This is a genomic window from Pseudomonas sp. SIMBA_068, from assembly GCF_046534705.1.
Lineage (GTDB): Bacteria > Pseudomonadota > Gammaproteobacteria > Pseudomonadales > Pseudomonadaceae > Aquipseudomonas > Aquipseudomonas putida.
This window is the reverse complement of sequence record NZ_JAWRYI010000006.1, coordinates 232424-247899: the sequence shown is the minus strand read 5'-3', so window position 1 is coordinate 247899 and position 15476 is coordinate 232424. Positions and strand designations below refer to the sequence as shown.

The following is a 15476-nucleotide window of genomic DNA, read 5'->3' as shown; positions in this document are numbered from 1 at the left end:
TTAGTTAATGCATTCGTTCCGGGGGGACGCTGCTTGTTTTCAGCACAGAGCCCACACGCCGATCTGGTCGGTGCGCTGTACCGCGACCACCGCGGCTGGCTGCTCGCCTGGCTGCAACGCAGCATGGCCTGCCGCCAACGTGCCGAAGATCTGAGCCAGGACACCTTCGTGCGCCTGCTCGGCCGTGAGCAGCTGGACACGCCCCGCGAACCCCGTGCGTTTCTGGCCGCCGTGGCCAAAGGGCTGATGTTCGACCACTTTCGCCGCGCCGCGCTGGAACAGGCCTATTTGGCCGAGCTGGCGCTGATCCCGGAAGCCGAACAACCTTCCCCGGAAGTGCAGTTGCTGATCCTCGAAGACCTCAAGGCCATCGACCGGCTGCTCGGCAAGCTATCGAGCAAGGCCCGCGCGGCATTCCTGCACAACCGCCTGGACGGCATGGGCCATGGCGAAATCGCCGAGCGCCTGGGTGTGTCGGTGTCGCGGGTGCGCCAGTACATCGCCCAAGGCATGCGCCAGTGCTATGTGGCCCTGTACGGGGAACCGACGTGAGCAATGCACCGGTTTCGTCTCAGGTACTGGAAGCCGCCATCGCCTGGAAACTCAGCCTCGGCGACGCCAGCGGCACGCCCGATGAACGCAACGAATTCATGCGCTGGCATGCCGCCAGCGAAGAACACGCGCGTGCCTGGCGCCAGCTCGGCGCCATGGACCAGCGCGTCAGCGCCGCGGCCGGCCCGGCACGCCAGGCGTTGCTGCAATCACGCGCCAGCCTGCGTCGACGCATCGGCAATGTGGGCGGCGGGCTGGCCGGCATGTTCCTGCTCGGCTCGCTGCTGGCCTGGGTCGGCGCACCGTCGCTGGCCCCAAGCTACTGGCTGGCCGACCAGCGTACCGCTACCGGCGAGCTGCGTACCCTGCGTCTGGAAGACGGCACACTGCTGAGCCTGAACACCCACACCGCCGTAGACATCGACTACGCCGGCGAGCAGCGGGTAATCGTGCTGCATCAGGGCGAGATCTCGGTTGAAACCGGCCACCAGGACCCGCGCCCGCTGCTGGTACGCACCGACGATGGCCGCCTGCGGCCTTTAGGCACGCGCTTTTTGGTGCGCCGCGAAGCCGACGGTACCCGCCTGGAAGTACTGCAAGCCTCGGTTGCAGCCATGCCGCACAACAGTGGCGACGAGCATGTGCTGCGCGAAGGCCAGCAGGTACTGATGAACGCCAACGGCCTCGGCCAGGTCGGCGCAGTACCGGTCGGGGCCGATGCCTGGACCCGCGGCATGCTGGTGGTGGACAACGTGCGGCTGGGCGACTTGCTGGCCGCACTGGGCAAGTACCGCAGCGGCCACCTCGGGGTAGCCGAGCAGGTCGCCGATTTGCGCGTGACTGGCAGCTTCCCGCTGACCAACACCGACTTGGCGCTGGAGTCGCTGGTGCCGGCCTTGCCGGTGAAAATCGAGCGGCATACCCAGTGGTGGGTCAACGTCGTTCCCAAGTAGACCTGTAACGGCCTCTTCGCGGGTGAACCCGCGAAGAGGCCAGTGCAGGCAAATACACATACCAAATAATTCTCAATATTTTTCAGATTTCCCCTGTCACTTTTCAATTCTCGCTCGGCAAGGAAGCAGCAAGCACTTACCCGTCGAGGAACCGCCGCATGTCCCGTGCCGTTGATCGTATCCTGCGCCCCAGCCTGATGGCCCTGGCCATCGGCCTGGCTGCCCCGCTGGCAAGCTCCGCCTTGTTCGCCGCCGAGCTATCCACGCCGCGCGCCTACAACCTGCCCAGCGCGCCGCTAGCCACCACCCTCAACCAGATCGCCAGCCAGGCCGGCATTGCCCTGGCCATCGACCCGGCACTGGTAAGCGGCCGCACCTCGGCCCCGGTAAGCGGCCAGTACGACGGCCTCGGCGCCCTGCAAGCGGCCCTGCGCGGTACCGGCCTGCAGTTGCAACAGAGCAGCGTGGGTAGCTACAGCCTGGTGGCCGTGCCGGACGGCACCCTGGCGCTACCGGAAACCACCGTGGACGCCGCCAGCGTTTCTGAAAGTGCCTGGGGCCCGGTAGAGGGTTACCTGGCCAAGCGCACCGCCGCTGGCACCAAGACCGACACCGCGCTGGTGGAGGCCCCCCGCTCCATCTCCATCGCCACCCGCGAGCAGATGAAAGACCGCGGTGTGCACAGCCTGGATGACGCCGTGCGCTACATGCCCGGCATCGTGTCGGCCAGCTTCGGCAGCGACACGCGCTATGACTGGATGCGCGTTCGCGGCTTCGAGCCCACCCAGTTCCTCGATGGCCTGCCGCTGCCACGCGGCGTGTACGCCAACCCGAAAGCCGAAACCTGGAACCTCGACCGCCTCGCCCTGCTGCGTGGCCCGGCCTCCTCGATCTATGGCCAAACCCCGCCCGGCGGCCTGCTGGACATGGTCAGCCGTCGCCCGCAAGCCGAAAGCGAGCACGAGATCGAACTGCAGTACGGCAGCGACAACCATCGCCAGATCAACTTTGCCAGCACTGGCAAGATCGACGATGAAGGCCGCTTCCTGTACGGCGTCAGCGGTGTGATCCGCGACGGCGGCACGCAGATCGACCACATCGACGACAAGCGCTACAACATCGCCCCGAGCCTGACCTGGAACATTGACGAAGACACCACGCTGACCTTCCTCACCCAGTTCACCCGCGACGATACCGGCGCCACCAGCCAGTTCCGGCCAATCCAGGGCACCAAGATCGACATGCCGTTCGGCAAGATCTCGCACCACAAGAACCTGGGTGACCCGGACTACGAATTCTACGACCGTACCTACTACGCCCTGGGCTACGCCTTCGAACACCGCATCAACGACGTGTGGCAGTTCCGTCAGAATTTGCGTTACACCAAGACAGACCTGGCGTTCCAGACCATCACACCAGGCAGCTACTACCAGCCCGGCGGCCCGGTGAAAGACGATGGCACGGTAAGCCGCATGTCCACCAACACTGACGAAGACATCAGCCAGTTCGCCGTGGACAACAACTTCCAGGCAGATTTCGCCACCGGTGACATCACCCACACCCTGCTGCTCGGCCTGGACCACCAGCGCATCAACACCAATTACCTGTCGATCTTCGGCTTCAACGTGCCGGACAGCAACGTCAACAACCCGGTCTACGGGGTGCCGATCACCCGCCCGGACCGCTCGACGGCGTTCTACGACTACAACCAGAAATCCCGCCAGACCGGCTTGTATGTTCAGGACCAGATGGCGCTCGGCAATTGGCGCCTGACCTTGGGCGGTCGTGAGGACTGGGTACATACCGGTACCAGGTATCTCAACCAGGGTGATGCCACCAATACCCAGCGCGACAAGAAGTTCAGCGGCAACGCGGCTCTCAGCTACGTGTTCGATTCGGGCTTCGTGCCGTACCTCTCGTATGCCGAGTCCTTCCAACCTGCCAGCAATGCCAGCGCCTCTGCGACCGAGTCGTTCAAGCCGACCGAGGGCCAGCAGTGGGAGTTGGGCGTCAAGTACCAGCCACCGGGCTCCAACACGCTGCTGTCGGCAGCTGTGTATGACCTGACCCAGAAGAACGTCTCGGTCACCAACAACGTGGGTGGCGTAACCGTCACCAGCCAGAGCGGCGAAGTGAAAGTCCACGGCCTTGAGCTTGAAGCAGTTTCCGACGTTACCGAAAACCTGAAAGTGATTGCCGCTTACACCTTGGCCAAATCTGAAGTGCAGGACGGCCTCTACAAAGGTAACCGCCTGCAATTGATGCCTAACCAGCAAGCCTCGGTATGGAGTGACTACACCTGGCACGCCGGCGTGCTCGACGGCTTCGGCATCGGCCTGGGCGCGCGCTATACCGGCAATACCTACGGTGACCAGGGCAATACCTACCTGGGCAAGGCCAAGGCCTACACCGTGTTCGACGCATCGGTGCATTACGACCTGGGTCGCCTGGACAGCAGCCTGAAGGGCGCGTCGGTGGCGGTCAATGCCACCAACTTGCTGAACAAGGATTACCTCTCTACCTGTGACTCGTACTACTGCTACTACGGCGATGAGCGCAGTGTTGTCGCCAGCGCCACTTACAAGTTCTGAGTGAGCGGGGGCCGCTTTGCGGCCCTCGATCCAACAGACAAAAATCGGTACCGTGATGAAAAGCCCAACCATCCGCCGCTGGTCCGTGATCCATACCTGGAGCAGCCTGGTCTGTACCCTGTTCCTGTTGTTGCTGGCACTCACCGGCCTGCCGCTGATCTTCCACCACGAACTCGAACACCTGCTCGGCGACGCCCCCGAACTGCGTGAAATGCCAGCTGGCACCCCGCACCTCGACCTGCAGCAGCTTGTACTGAAAGCCGAACAACACCGTCCCGGCGAGGTGGTGCAGTACTTCGGCTACGAGGAGGACGAACCCAACGGCGTGGTGGCCATCACCGCCGCTACCGCTGGCACCGACCCCAACCTGTCGCACACCTTCATGCTCGACGCCCGCACCGGCGAAGCAGTGGCCATGCCGGCTGCCAATGGCGGCTTCATGATGATCATGCTGCGCCTGCACGTGGACATGTTCGCCGGCCTGCCTGGCAAGCTGCTGCTGGCCTTCATGGGCGTGCTGTTCATCGTCGCGATTGTCTCCGGCACCGTGCTCTATGCGCCGTTCATGCGCCGTCTGGCGTTCGGCACCGTGCGCCACGAAAAGTCCCGCCGCCTGCGCTGGCTCGACCTGCATAACCTGATCGGCGCAGTTACCCTGGCCTGGGCGTTGACCGTGGGCGTGACGGGCGTGATCAGTGCCCTGTCCGACCTGGTCATCGCGGCCTGGCGCAACGACAGCCTGGCAGCGATGGTTGCCCCCTACCGCGACGCGCCGCCGCTCGTCGATCGCGCCCCAGCCACTCGCCTGCTGGAAATTGCCGAACAGGCCGCCCCCGGCATGCGCCCGGACTTCATCGCTTTTCCAGGCACACGGTTCTCCAGCGAGCACCACTATGCGGTATTCATGAACGGTGCCACACACCTGAGTTCTCACCTGTTCACGCCGGTATTGATCGATGCTCGCACCCTTGCTGTGACTGCCGTAGGCGACCGTCCCTGGTACATGGATGCCATGGGCCTGTCGCAGCCGTTGCATTTCGGCGATTACGGCGGGCGACCGATGCAAATCCTCTGGGCTTTGCTGGACGTGCTGACAATCATCGTGCTCGGCAGCGGCCTCTACCTGTGGTGGGGCAAGCAGCGCAAACCCAGGGAGGTGCGCGCATGAGCCACAGGTCGCAATCCACTGCACGCCTCTTCGCCTGGCCGGCGTTGATGGCCATGTTTGGGTTCCTGGGCCTGTTCGCCGCACTGCTCGGCGACGGTGGCTGGGACGTTCTGGCATGGGCCGGCCTGGGCCTGCCGGCCCTGTTGAGCCTGCGCGGGCTGCTCTGGCGTCGGGGGCGCTAGCCCGCTACCGCCACGCAACCGCAGGTATTGCCAAGCATGGGGTTTTCCTCAACCAAGGACCCGCCCCATGCGCCCCCTCGAACAACTGGAACAGATCGACCGACAGATCAGTGACCTGCTCGGCGGCCTTCCGACGATTGACCTTCAGCACCCCATCAACCCCGACACACGCACCTGGTTGCACGGCGAACTGGCCAGCTTCTGGACCACGGCCGATGAGCAAGGCGAAACCCCAAGACAAAAGCTGCTGGCACTGCGCAAGGCGCTGATGCTGGCCGAGGTTGAATTGCGCCTGGGCGACGAGACCTTGGGCTACCGCTCAGCCGATCAACTATGGGCCTGCCTGCAACAGCCACTACCCTCCCAGCGCAGGCATATGCCCCTGGCCAAAAGGCCACAGGTCTACCGCGTGCTGCTGGAAGGCCTACGGCCCAACTGGCGAAGCTACCTGCCAGGCACACTGATCATCGTTGCCGGCACCGCCGAGGGCCCTATGCTCACACCCGAGGATGCCGCAGGCATGGCCTTGCTGTGCAGCCTCTCACAAGGCATTGAAGCCTTCGAGTCCCTTGCCGCGCTGCACCAGGAGCTTTGCGAACGCCTGGAAGACCCACTCCAGAGCAAACCGCTGCTGCATCTGTACACTGACGCGCAGGCGGACCGCGTGCGGCTGTCACAGCGCCTGCGCTATGACTGGTACGCCGATAGCCTGCTGGAGGCCCAGATCGACAGTGTGATAGAAGCCCAGCGCCAACGCTTGAGTGACACCGGCTTGTGGAGCAGCTCACCCCACCAGCACACCCGAATACATAAAGCCATGGAGCTCTGGCACGAAGTCGGCGCCAAACCCATCCTGCAGACACGTTACTCCCGATTGCTTGAGAAGAACCTGCCGAACTGGCTGCGCAATACATCTGCGCAAGGCCTGAGCCATATGATGCAGGCGATGCAAGAGCTGGTGGCAATCGCCGAGCAGGCTGCCGCCCCGGGAGTGCTGAGCTTCAACGACTTCAAGCAACGCAATAGCCTGCTGGGCTGGGCCAACGCACGCCTTCGCGAGCGACTGCGCCATGACCTGGGGTACGCCGCAGATCCCCGCGATATCAAGATCGTGGTCGTGCGTACCCGCCGCACTGGCGCCGTCATGCATCCCTTCGCCATCTCGTCCTATGTCACCTATGCAGGCATGCGACGCGTGGGCGACGAGATGGTCGAAATGGTCGAGGAAATAAACACCTTCGAAGAGATCGCCCTCAAGAACTTGCCGTGGTTCGATACCGACTACTGGCTTACTGCCCGGGTGATCCATGCCCATGGCAAAGCCATGCCCGCCGGGCTCACGCCGCAGTATGTCAAGCACATGGTCCGGGAACTGAACGTGGGTGACAGTTACGCAGAGTACCTGCGCACCCAACTCATCAGTTCCAGAGCGGGCAAATGGCGCCTCACTGCGCACAGCAAGGTCAACCGTGCACGCATGCACGCTGAAGCAGTCAAGGCGCGCTACGCAGGGCACTTTGGCGAAGACCCTTTCGAACACGGCTACAACTGGGTGCGCGCAGTGCTGGACCAACCACACAATGCCTTGCGTGCGCCGGTAGCAGGCTACCCGGTCACTGTCCGGCAGCTGAACATCATGGGCCATACCCTGCAGGGCGTACTTCTGCTCAACAGCATCACCTACAAGTCTCCGGCATGTGTGCTGTACACCCCGGATGCCCCGGACCGCAGGGCCTGGCGGCGTTTCCGAACAACCCGCGAACTGCTTCGCACATTGCGCCAACAGCCCGCATTGAGAGCATACGTAGCCCAGCGCCTGCCATTGCTACCTGCCGTCACGGTGCAGCGGCTGCTGGACAAGGGGCGCATGAGCACGCATTTGACGACACCTGAGATCAAGGACGACCTTTTCTTCGTTTACTACATGGCCGAAGCCCGGGCGCTGATCGCTCAGGCCGATGCCGACAGCATGACGACCAGGGAAGTGAACGTGGAATCGGTCATAGCGCTGAGCTGGCGCTTACTGGACTTCATCAGCCTGCTGCTGCCGAACCGTCCGCTGCTGGTGCTGTCGATCGGCCGCATGGCAATCGATATCTGGGACGGCGCCGAGGCTTTCAAGCAAGAGGATGTCGAAGGGGTGATGCGGCATGCGTATCAGGCGCTTAGCCACCTCAACGATGCGGGTACCAGTTTTCTGGGTTCCAGAGTGCTACGCCGATCCCTGCGCGGGATCCCCAAACAACCGCCACTGCCGCTGCCCGCACGCCAACAGGTACAACCGGGCAGCAGCAGCCTGCGCTATCGCATAGACGGTATATACGGTGAAGGTGTATACGAGCAAAGCTCGGTGTTTGGCGGGCAATCGCTGTACTTCGTCAAGGACAAAGACAACCGGTATTACCAGGTCAGCTTCGATGGCTACCGCTGGCGGGCCATCGACCCTGCCCAGCCAGACGCCTACCTGCAGCAGCCGCTCAAGCGCAAGGCCGACGGGCAGTGGGTCATCGACTCACCGGTACTCTGGTACGACGGGCTGCCCGACCTTAAGCAGTTACTGCAAGACTGCTACCTGCAGGTGCCTGTGGCTGGCCTGCCACTGAACATCGAACAAGGGCTTTTCGAGGCTGACGATCAGTTGTACCTGGGGCTCGAGAACGGGCAGTTGCCGGTGCGCCGCCACCTGCTGCCGGATCATTACCACTTGCAGATGGCTAGCCCCGACAACGCCGGGGTGGTGCCGTGGGCGGTGATGCGTCACGAAAACGGCCAGTGGCTGATACGCGTTCGCCAGGCAGGGCGCAGCAGTGACTGGCTGACACTGCCAGACCAACCACCACCAGCCCAATAAAAGCCCGAACTGGCGGCCTTACTCGACCAGTTTTGGCAAAAGCCGGTCCAGTCGCTGATGCAAGGCACTGCCACTCGGCCAGTTGCGCAGCAGCCGTGCCCGGTCGCGGGCATAGGCCGGGGCGAAGCTGAGCTGGGTGGCGTGCTGGCACATGGCATCAAGGTCGATCAGCGACCACTGGCCGTTGTGCCAGAACAGGTTATGGCCTTTGAAGTCACCGTGGCTGATACGCTCGCGAATCAGCTGCTGCATCACATGGACCAGGGCATCCACTTGCTCCTCGGGTGCATCGCCACTTTCGACGTAGGGCGCGAAGCATGCCGTCAGGTCCGGGCCGTCGACATACTCGGTGACCAGATAGGCACGGCTACGCAGGCCCAGCACCCGCTGTTCCAGCACCGCGAGAGGGCGAGGCGTGGCGATGCCAAGGAATTCCAGGCGGTGGCCTTCGATCCACGAATGCCAGGCCCGGCTCGGGCGCCAGAAGCGCTTGAACCAGTGCGCGGTGTTCTTGATGTTGTAGCGCTTGAGCACCAGCTTGCGACCGTTCACCTCGATACGCGCCACGCTGGCGGCGCCACCGGTCTTGTACAGGTGGCCCTTGTCGATCAGCGCATCGGCCTGCTCCAGCACCGGCTGCATGGCGTCGACTTCGCTGCGGCGGATCGCCTGCAAGCCCGAGAGGCTGCGCTGGACGCTGAACAGGCTGCACTCGCGGCCCGCTTTGTCCAGGTAGTCCTTCTGGCGCCAGTTGCGCACCTTGTCCACCTGCTTTTGCAGGGCTTCCAGGGGCAACGCATGCTCGGCGTTGGCCAGCAGATAGTGCACCAGCAGCTCTTCGATGAACGGTTCCAGGCGCTTGGGCAGCTGGGCGAAGAACACCCCGAGGTTTTCCAGCACGCGCGGGCGTGACAGCTGCTGGCCAGGCGTTTCGGCCTTGATACCGGCGCCGTCGATCAGGTACAGCTTGCCGCCATGGCGCAGCAGGTTGTCCAGGTGCAGGTCTTCCTGCCAAAGGCCCTGGGCGTGCATGTGCGCGACAGCAGTCAGCGCTTCACCCAATACCAGATGTTGCTCGTCAGCCAGCACCGGCAGGTTTTCCACCGCCGCCCAGGCATCGGCCAGGCTTTCGGCGCCGTCGAGGAATTCGAACAGCAGCCAGCCGCCCTCGCCTTCCTTGAGGCCATCGGCCAACAGTTTTGGCGTGGTCAGGCCTTGCTCGGCCAGCAGCTTCACACCTTGCAGTTCGCGCTGGAAATGCCGGGCGGCGTTACCGCCCACCAGCAGCTTGGCCAGCACCGGGGTCCCGCGCCACACTCCGGCGCCAACATAGCGCTGGCCCGGCAACACGCGCAGCAGGCTGAGCAGTTGCAACTCGGCGCTGCCGGCGGCATCCGCCAGGGTGATGCTCAGGGGCAACGACGGGCTGCGCCCGGCATCTTTCAGTTCGGACAAACGCATCAGCGGGCCTCTTTTTCACGACGGCGTTGCGTCAGGCGTTGCAACCAGTTGTTGACCAGCGTGCTGTCAGCCGGCTGCGCCAGGTAGGTCGCCAGCATTGTGCGCACATCGGCCTCGCTCCAGACCGGGGCGCGGCGCAGCAGCGGCTCCAGGTCCTTGAGGCGGTCACGCATGCCGAACAGCAATGGCCGGGTCTTTTCCAGGTCGATCAGTTGCGCGTCCCAGCCTTCACGGCGCTGGCGCAGGAAAATGTGCTTGGGGTAAAAGCAGCCATGCACCTGGCCGGCGCTGTGCAGGGTGCGCGCCAGCTGGCCGCATGCCTTGAGGATGCCATTGCGTTCCGCATCGCCCAGCTGTGGCCACTGGGCCAGCAGGCTGTCGAGGTCGGCCCACTCGTCCAGCGCGCGGGTCATCAGGATGGCCCGGTGCTTGCCGCCCTGCTTGCGCTCGCCATAGAACACCGCCTGCAAGGCCGGAATGTGCAGCTTCTGGTAGCGGCTGATGTTGCGGAATTCGCGGGCGAAGGTGGGCTCGCCAAACGGTCGGTGCAGGGTGCGGGTCAGGTAGTCGCTCTGGCGCTTGAGATAGTAGCCCTTGCCTTCGAGTTCCAGGCGGAACACGCTGCTCCAGCCGCCACGGCCGGTGTTGGGTTCATCCACTGCCTCAAGTTGCAAGGCCCACAGCGCCTCGAAGTCGTCCAGGCCATGGCGTTTGAGCAGCGCGAGGTCCGCGCTGGCCAGGTAATCGGTCATTCCCTTCCCTCGAAAAAGCCCAGCACCTGGCGAATGCGCTTCTTGTCACGCTCATTCAGCCGGTCGCGGCCACGGTATTGCAGATAGAAACGCAGGCGCTGGGTGGCCGACAGGTGGTATTTGGCCACTTTGTCCAGGCACGCCAGGTCCTTGATCATCCGGTGCCGCCACATGAAGCCGCGCCAGAAGTCGCCGGTGGGGCAGTCGATGAAGAATAGCGTGCCTTGGTCATCGACCAGCAGGTTGCGCCACTTCAGGTCGTTGTGAGCAAAGCGGTGCTCGTGCATGACCCGGGTATGGCGCGCCAGCTGGCGGCTGAGGTGGTCGACCCAGGCGCGGTCGGCCAGGCGCGCATCGTTGCGCTCGGCGAGTGCCGACAGGTCTTCGGTGTTCGGCAGCTCGCGGGTGATCATCGCCCCACGACCAAAGGCCAGGCCCTTGCGCTCCAGCCCCCAGGCCACCACTTCCGCGGTAGGGATGCCCCACTTGGCGAATTGCTTGAGGTTCTGCCATTCGGCCTTGATGCGCGGCCGGCCCAGATAGCGGCGCATGTGCTTGCCGGCGCCGGTGTAGCGCTTGACGTAGTAGTTGACCCCATCACGCTCGATGCGCACCACCTCGCTGAGCGGGTCGCGGGTCAGGCGCTCGCCTTGCAGGGCAAATACCGCATCGAGGCTGCCGAAGTCCGTCGCCAGGTGTTCGTAACCCGGCGCCAGTGTCCAGCCCGCCATCAGAGCGCATCCCCGTAGCGTTGTTTGCGGTCGTAGAGTTTCTGCGCCTTGCGCTCCAGCCAGGCGAGCAACTGGGCTTCGTCCTTCAGCACTTGGCGCAGCGGGCGCTGGAAGTAACCCCGCAGGAAGCGCAGCTTGTCGCGTTGGGTCAGGCCGATGTCCAGCGCCGAGAAGTACAGCGCGGCCAGGTCCTTGTCGCGCCAGCGGCGGCTGATGGTTACACGGGTCTGGGCGCGGTGCAGGTCGATCACCGACAGTTTGAAATCGTCCGCCGTCACCGGGCGGTCGGTGTGCAGCAAGAAATGGCAGATGTAACAGTCGCGGTGGTTGACCCCGGCGCGGTGCATGCCGCCAGTCATCTTCGCCACTTCGGCGATCAGCGCACGCTTCAGGCGCGGCTCTGGCGGCTGCTTGACCCAGTCGATACTGAAGTCTTCCAGGCTGATGGTGGGCGCCAATTCTTCGGTGATGATGAACGAGTGCTGCGTGGCCGGGTTGCTGCCCCGCTCGCCATAGGCGACAGCGGTCATGGTCGGCACACCCACCTCGTGCAGGCGCTGGATAGCCCGCCATTCCTGGCCGGCACCGAGCACCGGCAGCTTGGCGGTGAACAGGTTCTTGAAGATCTCGCCCCAGCCGATGCCGCGGTGGATCTTGACGAAAAAACCCTCGCCAGCCACTACGGTGCGCAGCGTGCGGCGCCCTTCCAGCTCGCGATAAACCTCGCCTTGCAGCGCTTCTACGGCATCGAAGGCATCACGCCCGGCCCACAGGCGCTTGAACGGTTCGGCCAGTATCAGCTTCATACGGTTTTCTGCCCCAGGATCACGTCGGCAGCATGCTGCGGCATGCTGTACAGATCGGCGGTTTCAGCAAACGCCAGGCCGTTGCGCGACCAGCTGGCGCGGGCCTGCGGGTCTTCGAGCATGCGTTGCAGGTAACCGTCGAGCTGGTCCTGTTCGAACGGTTCGTCCAGCACCAGGCCGCAGTCGGCCTCGGCAATGTAGTGGGCGTAACCGCACACTTTGGACACCAGTACTGGCAGGCCGGCCACCAGCGCTTCAAGCAGCACGGTGCCGGTGTTCTCGTTGTACGCCGGGTGAATCAGCACGTCGGCACCCAGCAGGAAGCGCGGGATGTCGCTGCGGCCCTTGAGGAACTGCACTTGGTCGCCCAGCCCCAGGGTGGCGCTTTGCAGCTGGAACACCTTGGGGTCGTCCTGGCCGATCACCATCAGCTTCGTGCGTTTGCGCAGGGCCGATGGCAGCGCGGCCAGCGCCTTGAGGCTACGGTCCACACCCTTGGTCTTGAAGCCCGAGCCAATCTGTACCAGCAACAGGTCGTCATCGCCCAGGTTGAATTCCTTGCGGAACTCGGCGCGTATATCGGCAGCGTTGGCCGGCGCACGGCGATCCTGGGAAATGCCCGGCGGCAGCAGGTGGAAGCGCTCCACCGGGGTGCCGTAATGCTTGATGAACAGCGGCTGCTGCACCTCGGAAATCATCAACACTTCGGTGTGGGCGTCCTTGGCGAACACCGCACGCTCGTACTCGGCAAAGTGCCGGTAGCGGCCCCAGCGGCGGTACAGGCCGCCACGCAGGGTTTGCGCCTTGTCTTCGAAGCAGCCGTCGGCGGCGTAGTACACGTCCAGCCCCGGCATCTTGTTGAAGCCGATCAGGCGGTCGACCGGGCGCTTGGCCAGGTCGGCGGCCATCCAGGCGCTGAGCTTCTCGTTGCGACGGTGGTTGAAAATCGCCTTCACCGGCGCCACCAGCACTTCGAAGCCCGGCGGAATGTCACCCTCCCAGATCAGCGTGTACACACGGATCTGGTGGCCCCGCTTCTGGCATTCCAGGGCAATGCGCATAAAATCGCGCTGCAGCCCGCCAAAGGGGAAATATTTGTAAAGCACGAAAGCCAGTTGCATCAACGGACATCCTCAGCCAGCAGCAACGCGCTCAAGCGGCCCGCCACATGCTCGGGATTCAGGCGAGTGAAGCACAGCGGCCACTCGCGTTTCAGATCGAACCGGCGCAGGTCGTCGGCGCTCGGTTTATAGGTGCACTTCTTCTGCAGGCAGGGAGCGCAAGGCCAGTCACTGGCTTGGTGAATCTGGGTCCGTCCGTAGGCACCCGTCAGGCCCGGGTTGGTCGGGCCGAACAGCGAAATGGTCGGCACATCGAGTGCCGCTGCCAGGTGGCCAAGGCCGGTATCGACCGCCACACAGGCTTTTGCCGCCGCCAATACACGTGCAACGCCGGCAAGGTTCAATTTGGGGAGTACCTGGCAGTTGTTCAAGCCCTGGGCAATGCGCTCGGCCCGTGCCTTCTCGGCAGGGTTGCCCCATGGCAGGCGCACTTCCAGCTTGCGCCGGCCCATGCGCTCGGCCAGTTCGCGCCAGTAGGCTTCGGGCCAGTGCTTGGTCGCCCAGGTGGTGCCATGCAAGAACACCACGTAAGGCGCGGCGGGCGGCAATTGCAGGCGCTCCAGGTCCAGCCCGTAGTCGCCAATGCCTTCTGGCAAGTCGTAGGCCAGGGCCATGGCGAACAGCTGGCGCACCCGCTCCACCGCGTGCTGGCCGGTGGCAACCGACAGGCGCCGGTCATAGAAGCGGCTGGCCCAGCCTTCACGGGCCGAATAGCGGTCCAGGCCGGCGACCGGGGCCTTCACGTAGCGGGTCAGCCAAGCCGACTTGACCAGGCCCTGGGCGTCAATCACCAGGTCGTACTTGCGCTCGCGCACACGCTGCTTGAACGCCTTCCACTCGCCGCTCTTGAGGGTTTGCCAAAGGTTCTTGCGCCAGCGGCGAATGGCCACCGGGATAACCTGGTCGACCGCAGGGTGCCAGCTGGGGATTTCGGCGAAGCCTTCCTCCACTACCCAGTCGAAACGAATGCCCGGGATGGCGTGGGCGGCATCGGTGAGCGCCGGCAGGGTGTGGATCACATCACCCAGCGACGAGGTCTTGATGATCAGTACCCGCACTTAGTCGACCTCAGCCACGGTATCGATCAGGTCCGGCCCGCTCAGGCTGTGCAGGGCGGCGATGACTTTGCCCGGTTCCAGCAGGCGCAGGCAGTTGTAGTGGCCGAAACGGCAGGTACGGTCGAAGCATGGGCTGCACTCGATACCGGTACGCACCACCTCTACCTGGTCGGCCAGCGGCGGGGTGAAGCCGGGCGACGTCGAGCCGTACACCGCCACCAGCGGGCGGTTCAGCGCGGCGGCCACGTGCATCAGGCCGGAGTCGTTGGACACCACGGCATGGGCACAGGACATCAGGTCGATGGCCTCGGCCAGCGAGGTTTCACCGGCGAGGTTGGACGATTCTTCACGCAAACCCGGGATCAGCCGGTCGCGGATCTGCTCACCGACCGGGTGGTCGTTCTTCGAGCCGAACAGCCATACCTGCCAGCCCTGGCGAACCATCGCGTCGGCCACCGCAGCGTAATGCTCGACCGGCCAACGCTTGGCCTCCCCGAACTCGGCGCCAGGGCACAGCGCCAGCACCGGGCGGTCCAGCTCCAGGCCGAACTTGGCCAGTGCAGCATCGCGGCTTTGCGCTTCGATCTGCAGGCTGGGGCGCGGGTACGGCTGCGGCAGCTCGGCGCCGGGCGCGTAGGCCAAGGCCATGAAGCGCTCGATCATCAGCGGGTAGCGGGCCTTGTCCAGCTTGCGCACATCGTTCAGCAGGCCGAAGCGCAGTTCACCGCGCCAGCCGGTACGCTTGGGGATGCCAGCGAAGAACGGCACCAACGCCGACTTCAGCGAGTTGGGCAGCAAGATGGCCTGGTCGTACTGGCCGGCCAGGGATTTGCCGATGCGCCGCCGCGTAGCCAGCTCCAGTGCGCCGTGGCCGAGCGGGAAGCTCAAGGCCTGACGTACTTCAGGCATACGCTCCAGGATCGGCCGGCTCCACTCGGGGGCCAGCACGTCGATCACGCAGTCGGGGTGGTGCTGTTTCAGGCACTGGAACAAGGTCTGCGCCATCACCATGTCGCCGACCCAGCTGGGGCCAATGATCAGTATTCTCATGCTTAGTCCAGAAACGCTCGGGGAGGCTACAGGCTGCGGTACAGCCTGGCCTCCCCTCTTTATATTCAGGCTATGTGGCGGACAGTGTACCACCGGTGGTGAGGCATGAGCCTTTAGGGCTGCTTTGCAGCCCATTCGCAGCACAAGGCTGCTCCTACAAGGAATCGCGTTCCCCTGTAGGAACAGCCTTGTGCTGCGAA

At 64.0% G+C, this 15476-nt stretch carries 13 protein-coding genes; 6 read left to right on the top strand and 7 right to left on the bottom strand.

Annotated elements, in window-relative coordinates:
* The first annotated feature begins 33 nt into the window (after positions 1-33).
* The 6 genes from SB756_RS16385 (at position 34) to SB756_RS16360 (ending at position 8297) form a co-directional block, all read left to right on the top strand.
* Positions 34-552: an RNA polymerase sigma factor gene (locus SB756_RS16385; protein ID WP_341797365.1), complete on the top strand. Its 519-nt coding sequence runs from the start codon at positions 34-36 to the stop codon at positions 550-552.
* On the top strand, positions 549-1505 hold the full coding sequence (locus tag SB756_RS16380; RefSeq protein WP_410911142.1) for a FecR domain-containing protein: 957 nt from the start codon (positions 549-551) through the stop codon (positions 1503-1505). Before SB756_RS16385 ends, SB756_RS16380 begins: the two co-directional genes overlap by 4 nt.
* 158 nt (positions 1506-1663) lie before the next feature.
* Complete coding sequence (locus SB756_RS16375; RefSeq protein WP_410911141.1) at positions 1664-4096, top strand: TonB-dependent siderophore receptor; 2433 nt, start codon at positions 1664-1666, stop codon at positions 4094-4096.
* Between the two features lie 55 nt (positions 4097-4151).
* On the top strand, positions 4152-5264 hold the full coding sequence (locus tag SB756_RS16370; RefSeq protein ID WP_061203606.1) for a PepSY-associated TM helix domain-containing protein: 1113 nt from the start codon (positions 4152-4154) through the stop codon (positions 5262-5264).
* A complete protein-coding gene (locus SB756_RS16365; RefSeq protein ID WP_410911140.1) occupies positions 5261-5446 on the top strand; it encodes a hypothetical protein in 186 nt (61 codons plus the stop codon). Before SB756_RS16370 ends, SB756_RS16365 begins: the two co-directional genes overlap by 4 nt.
* Before the next feature lie 67 nt (positions 5447-5513).
* Positions 5514-8297, top strand: a complete 2784-nt coding sequence (locus SB756_RS16360; protein WP_410911139.1) for a dermonecrotic toxin domain-containing protein — start codon at positions 5514-5516, stop codon at positions 8295-8297.
* Between the two features lie 18 nt (positions 8298-8315).
* Here the strand turns inward: SB756_RS16360 and SB756_RS16355 are convergent, their stop codons facing one another.
* The 7 genes from SB756_RS16355 to waaF are packed head-to-tail and all read right to left on the bottom strand — an operon-like array spanning position 8316 to position 15276.
* Positions 8316-9758: a lipopolysaccharide kinase InaA family protein gene (locus tag SB756_RS16355; protein ID WP_049272916.1), complete on the bottom strand. Its 1443-nt coding sequence runs from the start codon at positions 9756-9758 to the stop codon at positions 8316-8318.
* Positions 9758-10510 carry a lipopolysaccharide kinase InaA family protein gene (locus tag SB756_RS16350; RefSeq protein WP_410911138.1) on the bottom strand — a complete coding sequence of 251 codons (753 nt, stop codon included), beginning with the start codon at positions 10508-10510 and terminating at the stop codon, positions 9758-9760. The genes SB756_RS16355 and SB756_RS16350 overlap by 1 nt, the downstream gene beginning before the upstream one ends.
* The gene (locus SB756_RS16345; protein ID WP_016497651.1) at positions 10507-11241 is read right to left on the bottom strand and encodes a lipopolysaccharide kinase InaA family protein; all 735 of its coding nucleotides are present in this window, start codon (positions 11239-11241) and stop codon (positions 10507-10509) included. Before SB756_RS16345 ends, SB756_RS16350 begins: the two co-directional genes overlap by 4 nt.
* Entirely contained in the window at positions 11241-12047 is an 807-nt protein-coding gene (gene rfaP, locus SB756_RS16340; RefSeq protein WP_341797359.1) for a lipopolysaccharide core heptose(I) kinase RfaP, read from the bottom strand. Before rfaP ends, SB756_RS16345 begins: the two co-directional genes overlap by 1 nt.
* On the bottom strand, positions 12044-13168 hold the full coding sequence (locus tag SB756_RS16335; protein ID WP_410911137.1) for a glycosyltransferase family 4 protein: 1125 nt from the start codon (positions 13166-13168) through the stop codon (positions 12044-12046). Before SB756_RS16335 ends, rfaP begins: the two co-directional genes overlap by 4 nt.
* On the bottom strand, positions 13168-14226 hold the full coding sequence (gene waaC, locus SB756_RS16330) for a lipopolysaccharide heptosyltransferase I (RefSeq protein WP_016497648.1): 1059 nt from the start codon (positions 14224-14226) through the stop codon (positions 13168-13170). The genes SB756_RS16335 and waaC overlap by 1 nt, the downstream gene beginning before the upstream one ends.
* Positions 14227-15276, bottom strand: coding sequence for a lipopolysaccharide heptosyltransferase II (gene waaF, locus SB756_RS16325; protein WP_410911136.1), 1050 nt, complete (start codon positions 15274-15276; stop codon positions 14227-14229).
* Between the last annotated feature and the right edge of the window lie 200 nt (positions 15277-15476).

Bases quoted from the DNA above. Each gene is read 5' to 3' on its own strand.
- SB756_RS16370 (WP_061203606.1), top strand. From the start codon at position 4,152: ATGAAAAGCCCAACCATCCGCCGCTGGTCCGTGATCCATACCTGGAGC.
- SB756_RS16350 (WP_410911138.1), bottom strand. From the start codon at position 10,510: ATGACCGATTACCTGGCCAGCGCGGACCTCGCGCTGCTCAAACGCCAT.
- SB756_RS16345 (WP_016497651.1), bottom strand. From the start codon at position 11,241: ATGGCGGGCTGGACACTGGCGCCGGGTTACGAACACCTGGCGACGGAC.
- SB756_RS16360 (WP_410911139.1), top strand. From the start codon at position 5,514: ATGCGCCCCCTCGAACAACTGGAACAGATCGACCGACAGATCAGTGAC.
- SB756_RS16375 (WP_410911141.1), top strand. From the start codon at position 1,664: ATGTCCCGTGCCGTTGATCGTATCCTGCGCCCCAGCCTGATGGCCCTG.
- SB756_RS16355 (WP_049272916.1), bottom strand. From the start codon at position 9,758: ATGCGTTTGTCCGAACTGAAAGATGCCGGGCGCAGCCCGTCGTTGCCC.
- rfaP (WP_341797359.1), bottom strand. From the start codon at position 12,047: ATGAAGCTGATACTGGCCGAACCGTTCAAGCGCCTGTGGGCCGGGCGT.
- SB756_RS16335 (WP_410911137.1), bottom strand. From the start codon at position 13,168: ATGCAACTGGCTTTCGTGCTTTACAAATATTTCCCCTTTGGCGGGCTG.
- waaF (WP_410911136.1), bottom strand. From the start codon at position 15,276: ATGAGAATACTGATCATTGGCCCCAGCTGGGTCGGCGACATGGTGATG.
- SB756_RS16365 (WP_410911140.1), top strand. From the start codon at position 5,261: ATGAGCCACAGGTCGCAATCCACTGCACGCCTCTTCGCCTGGCCGGCG.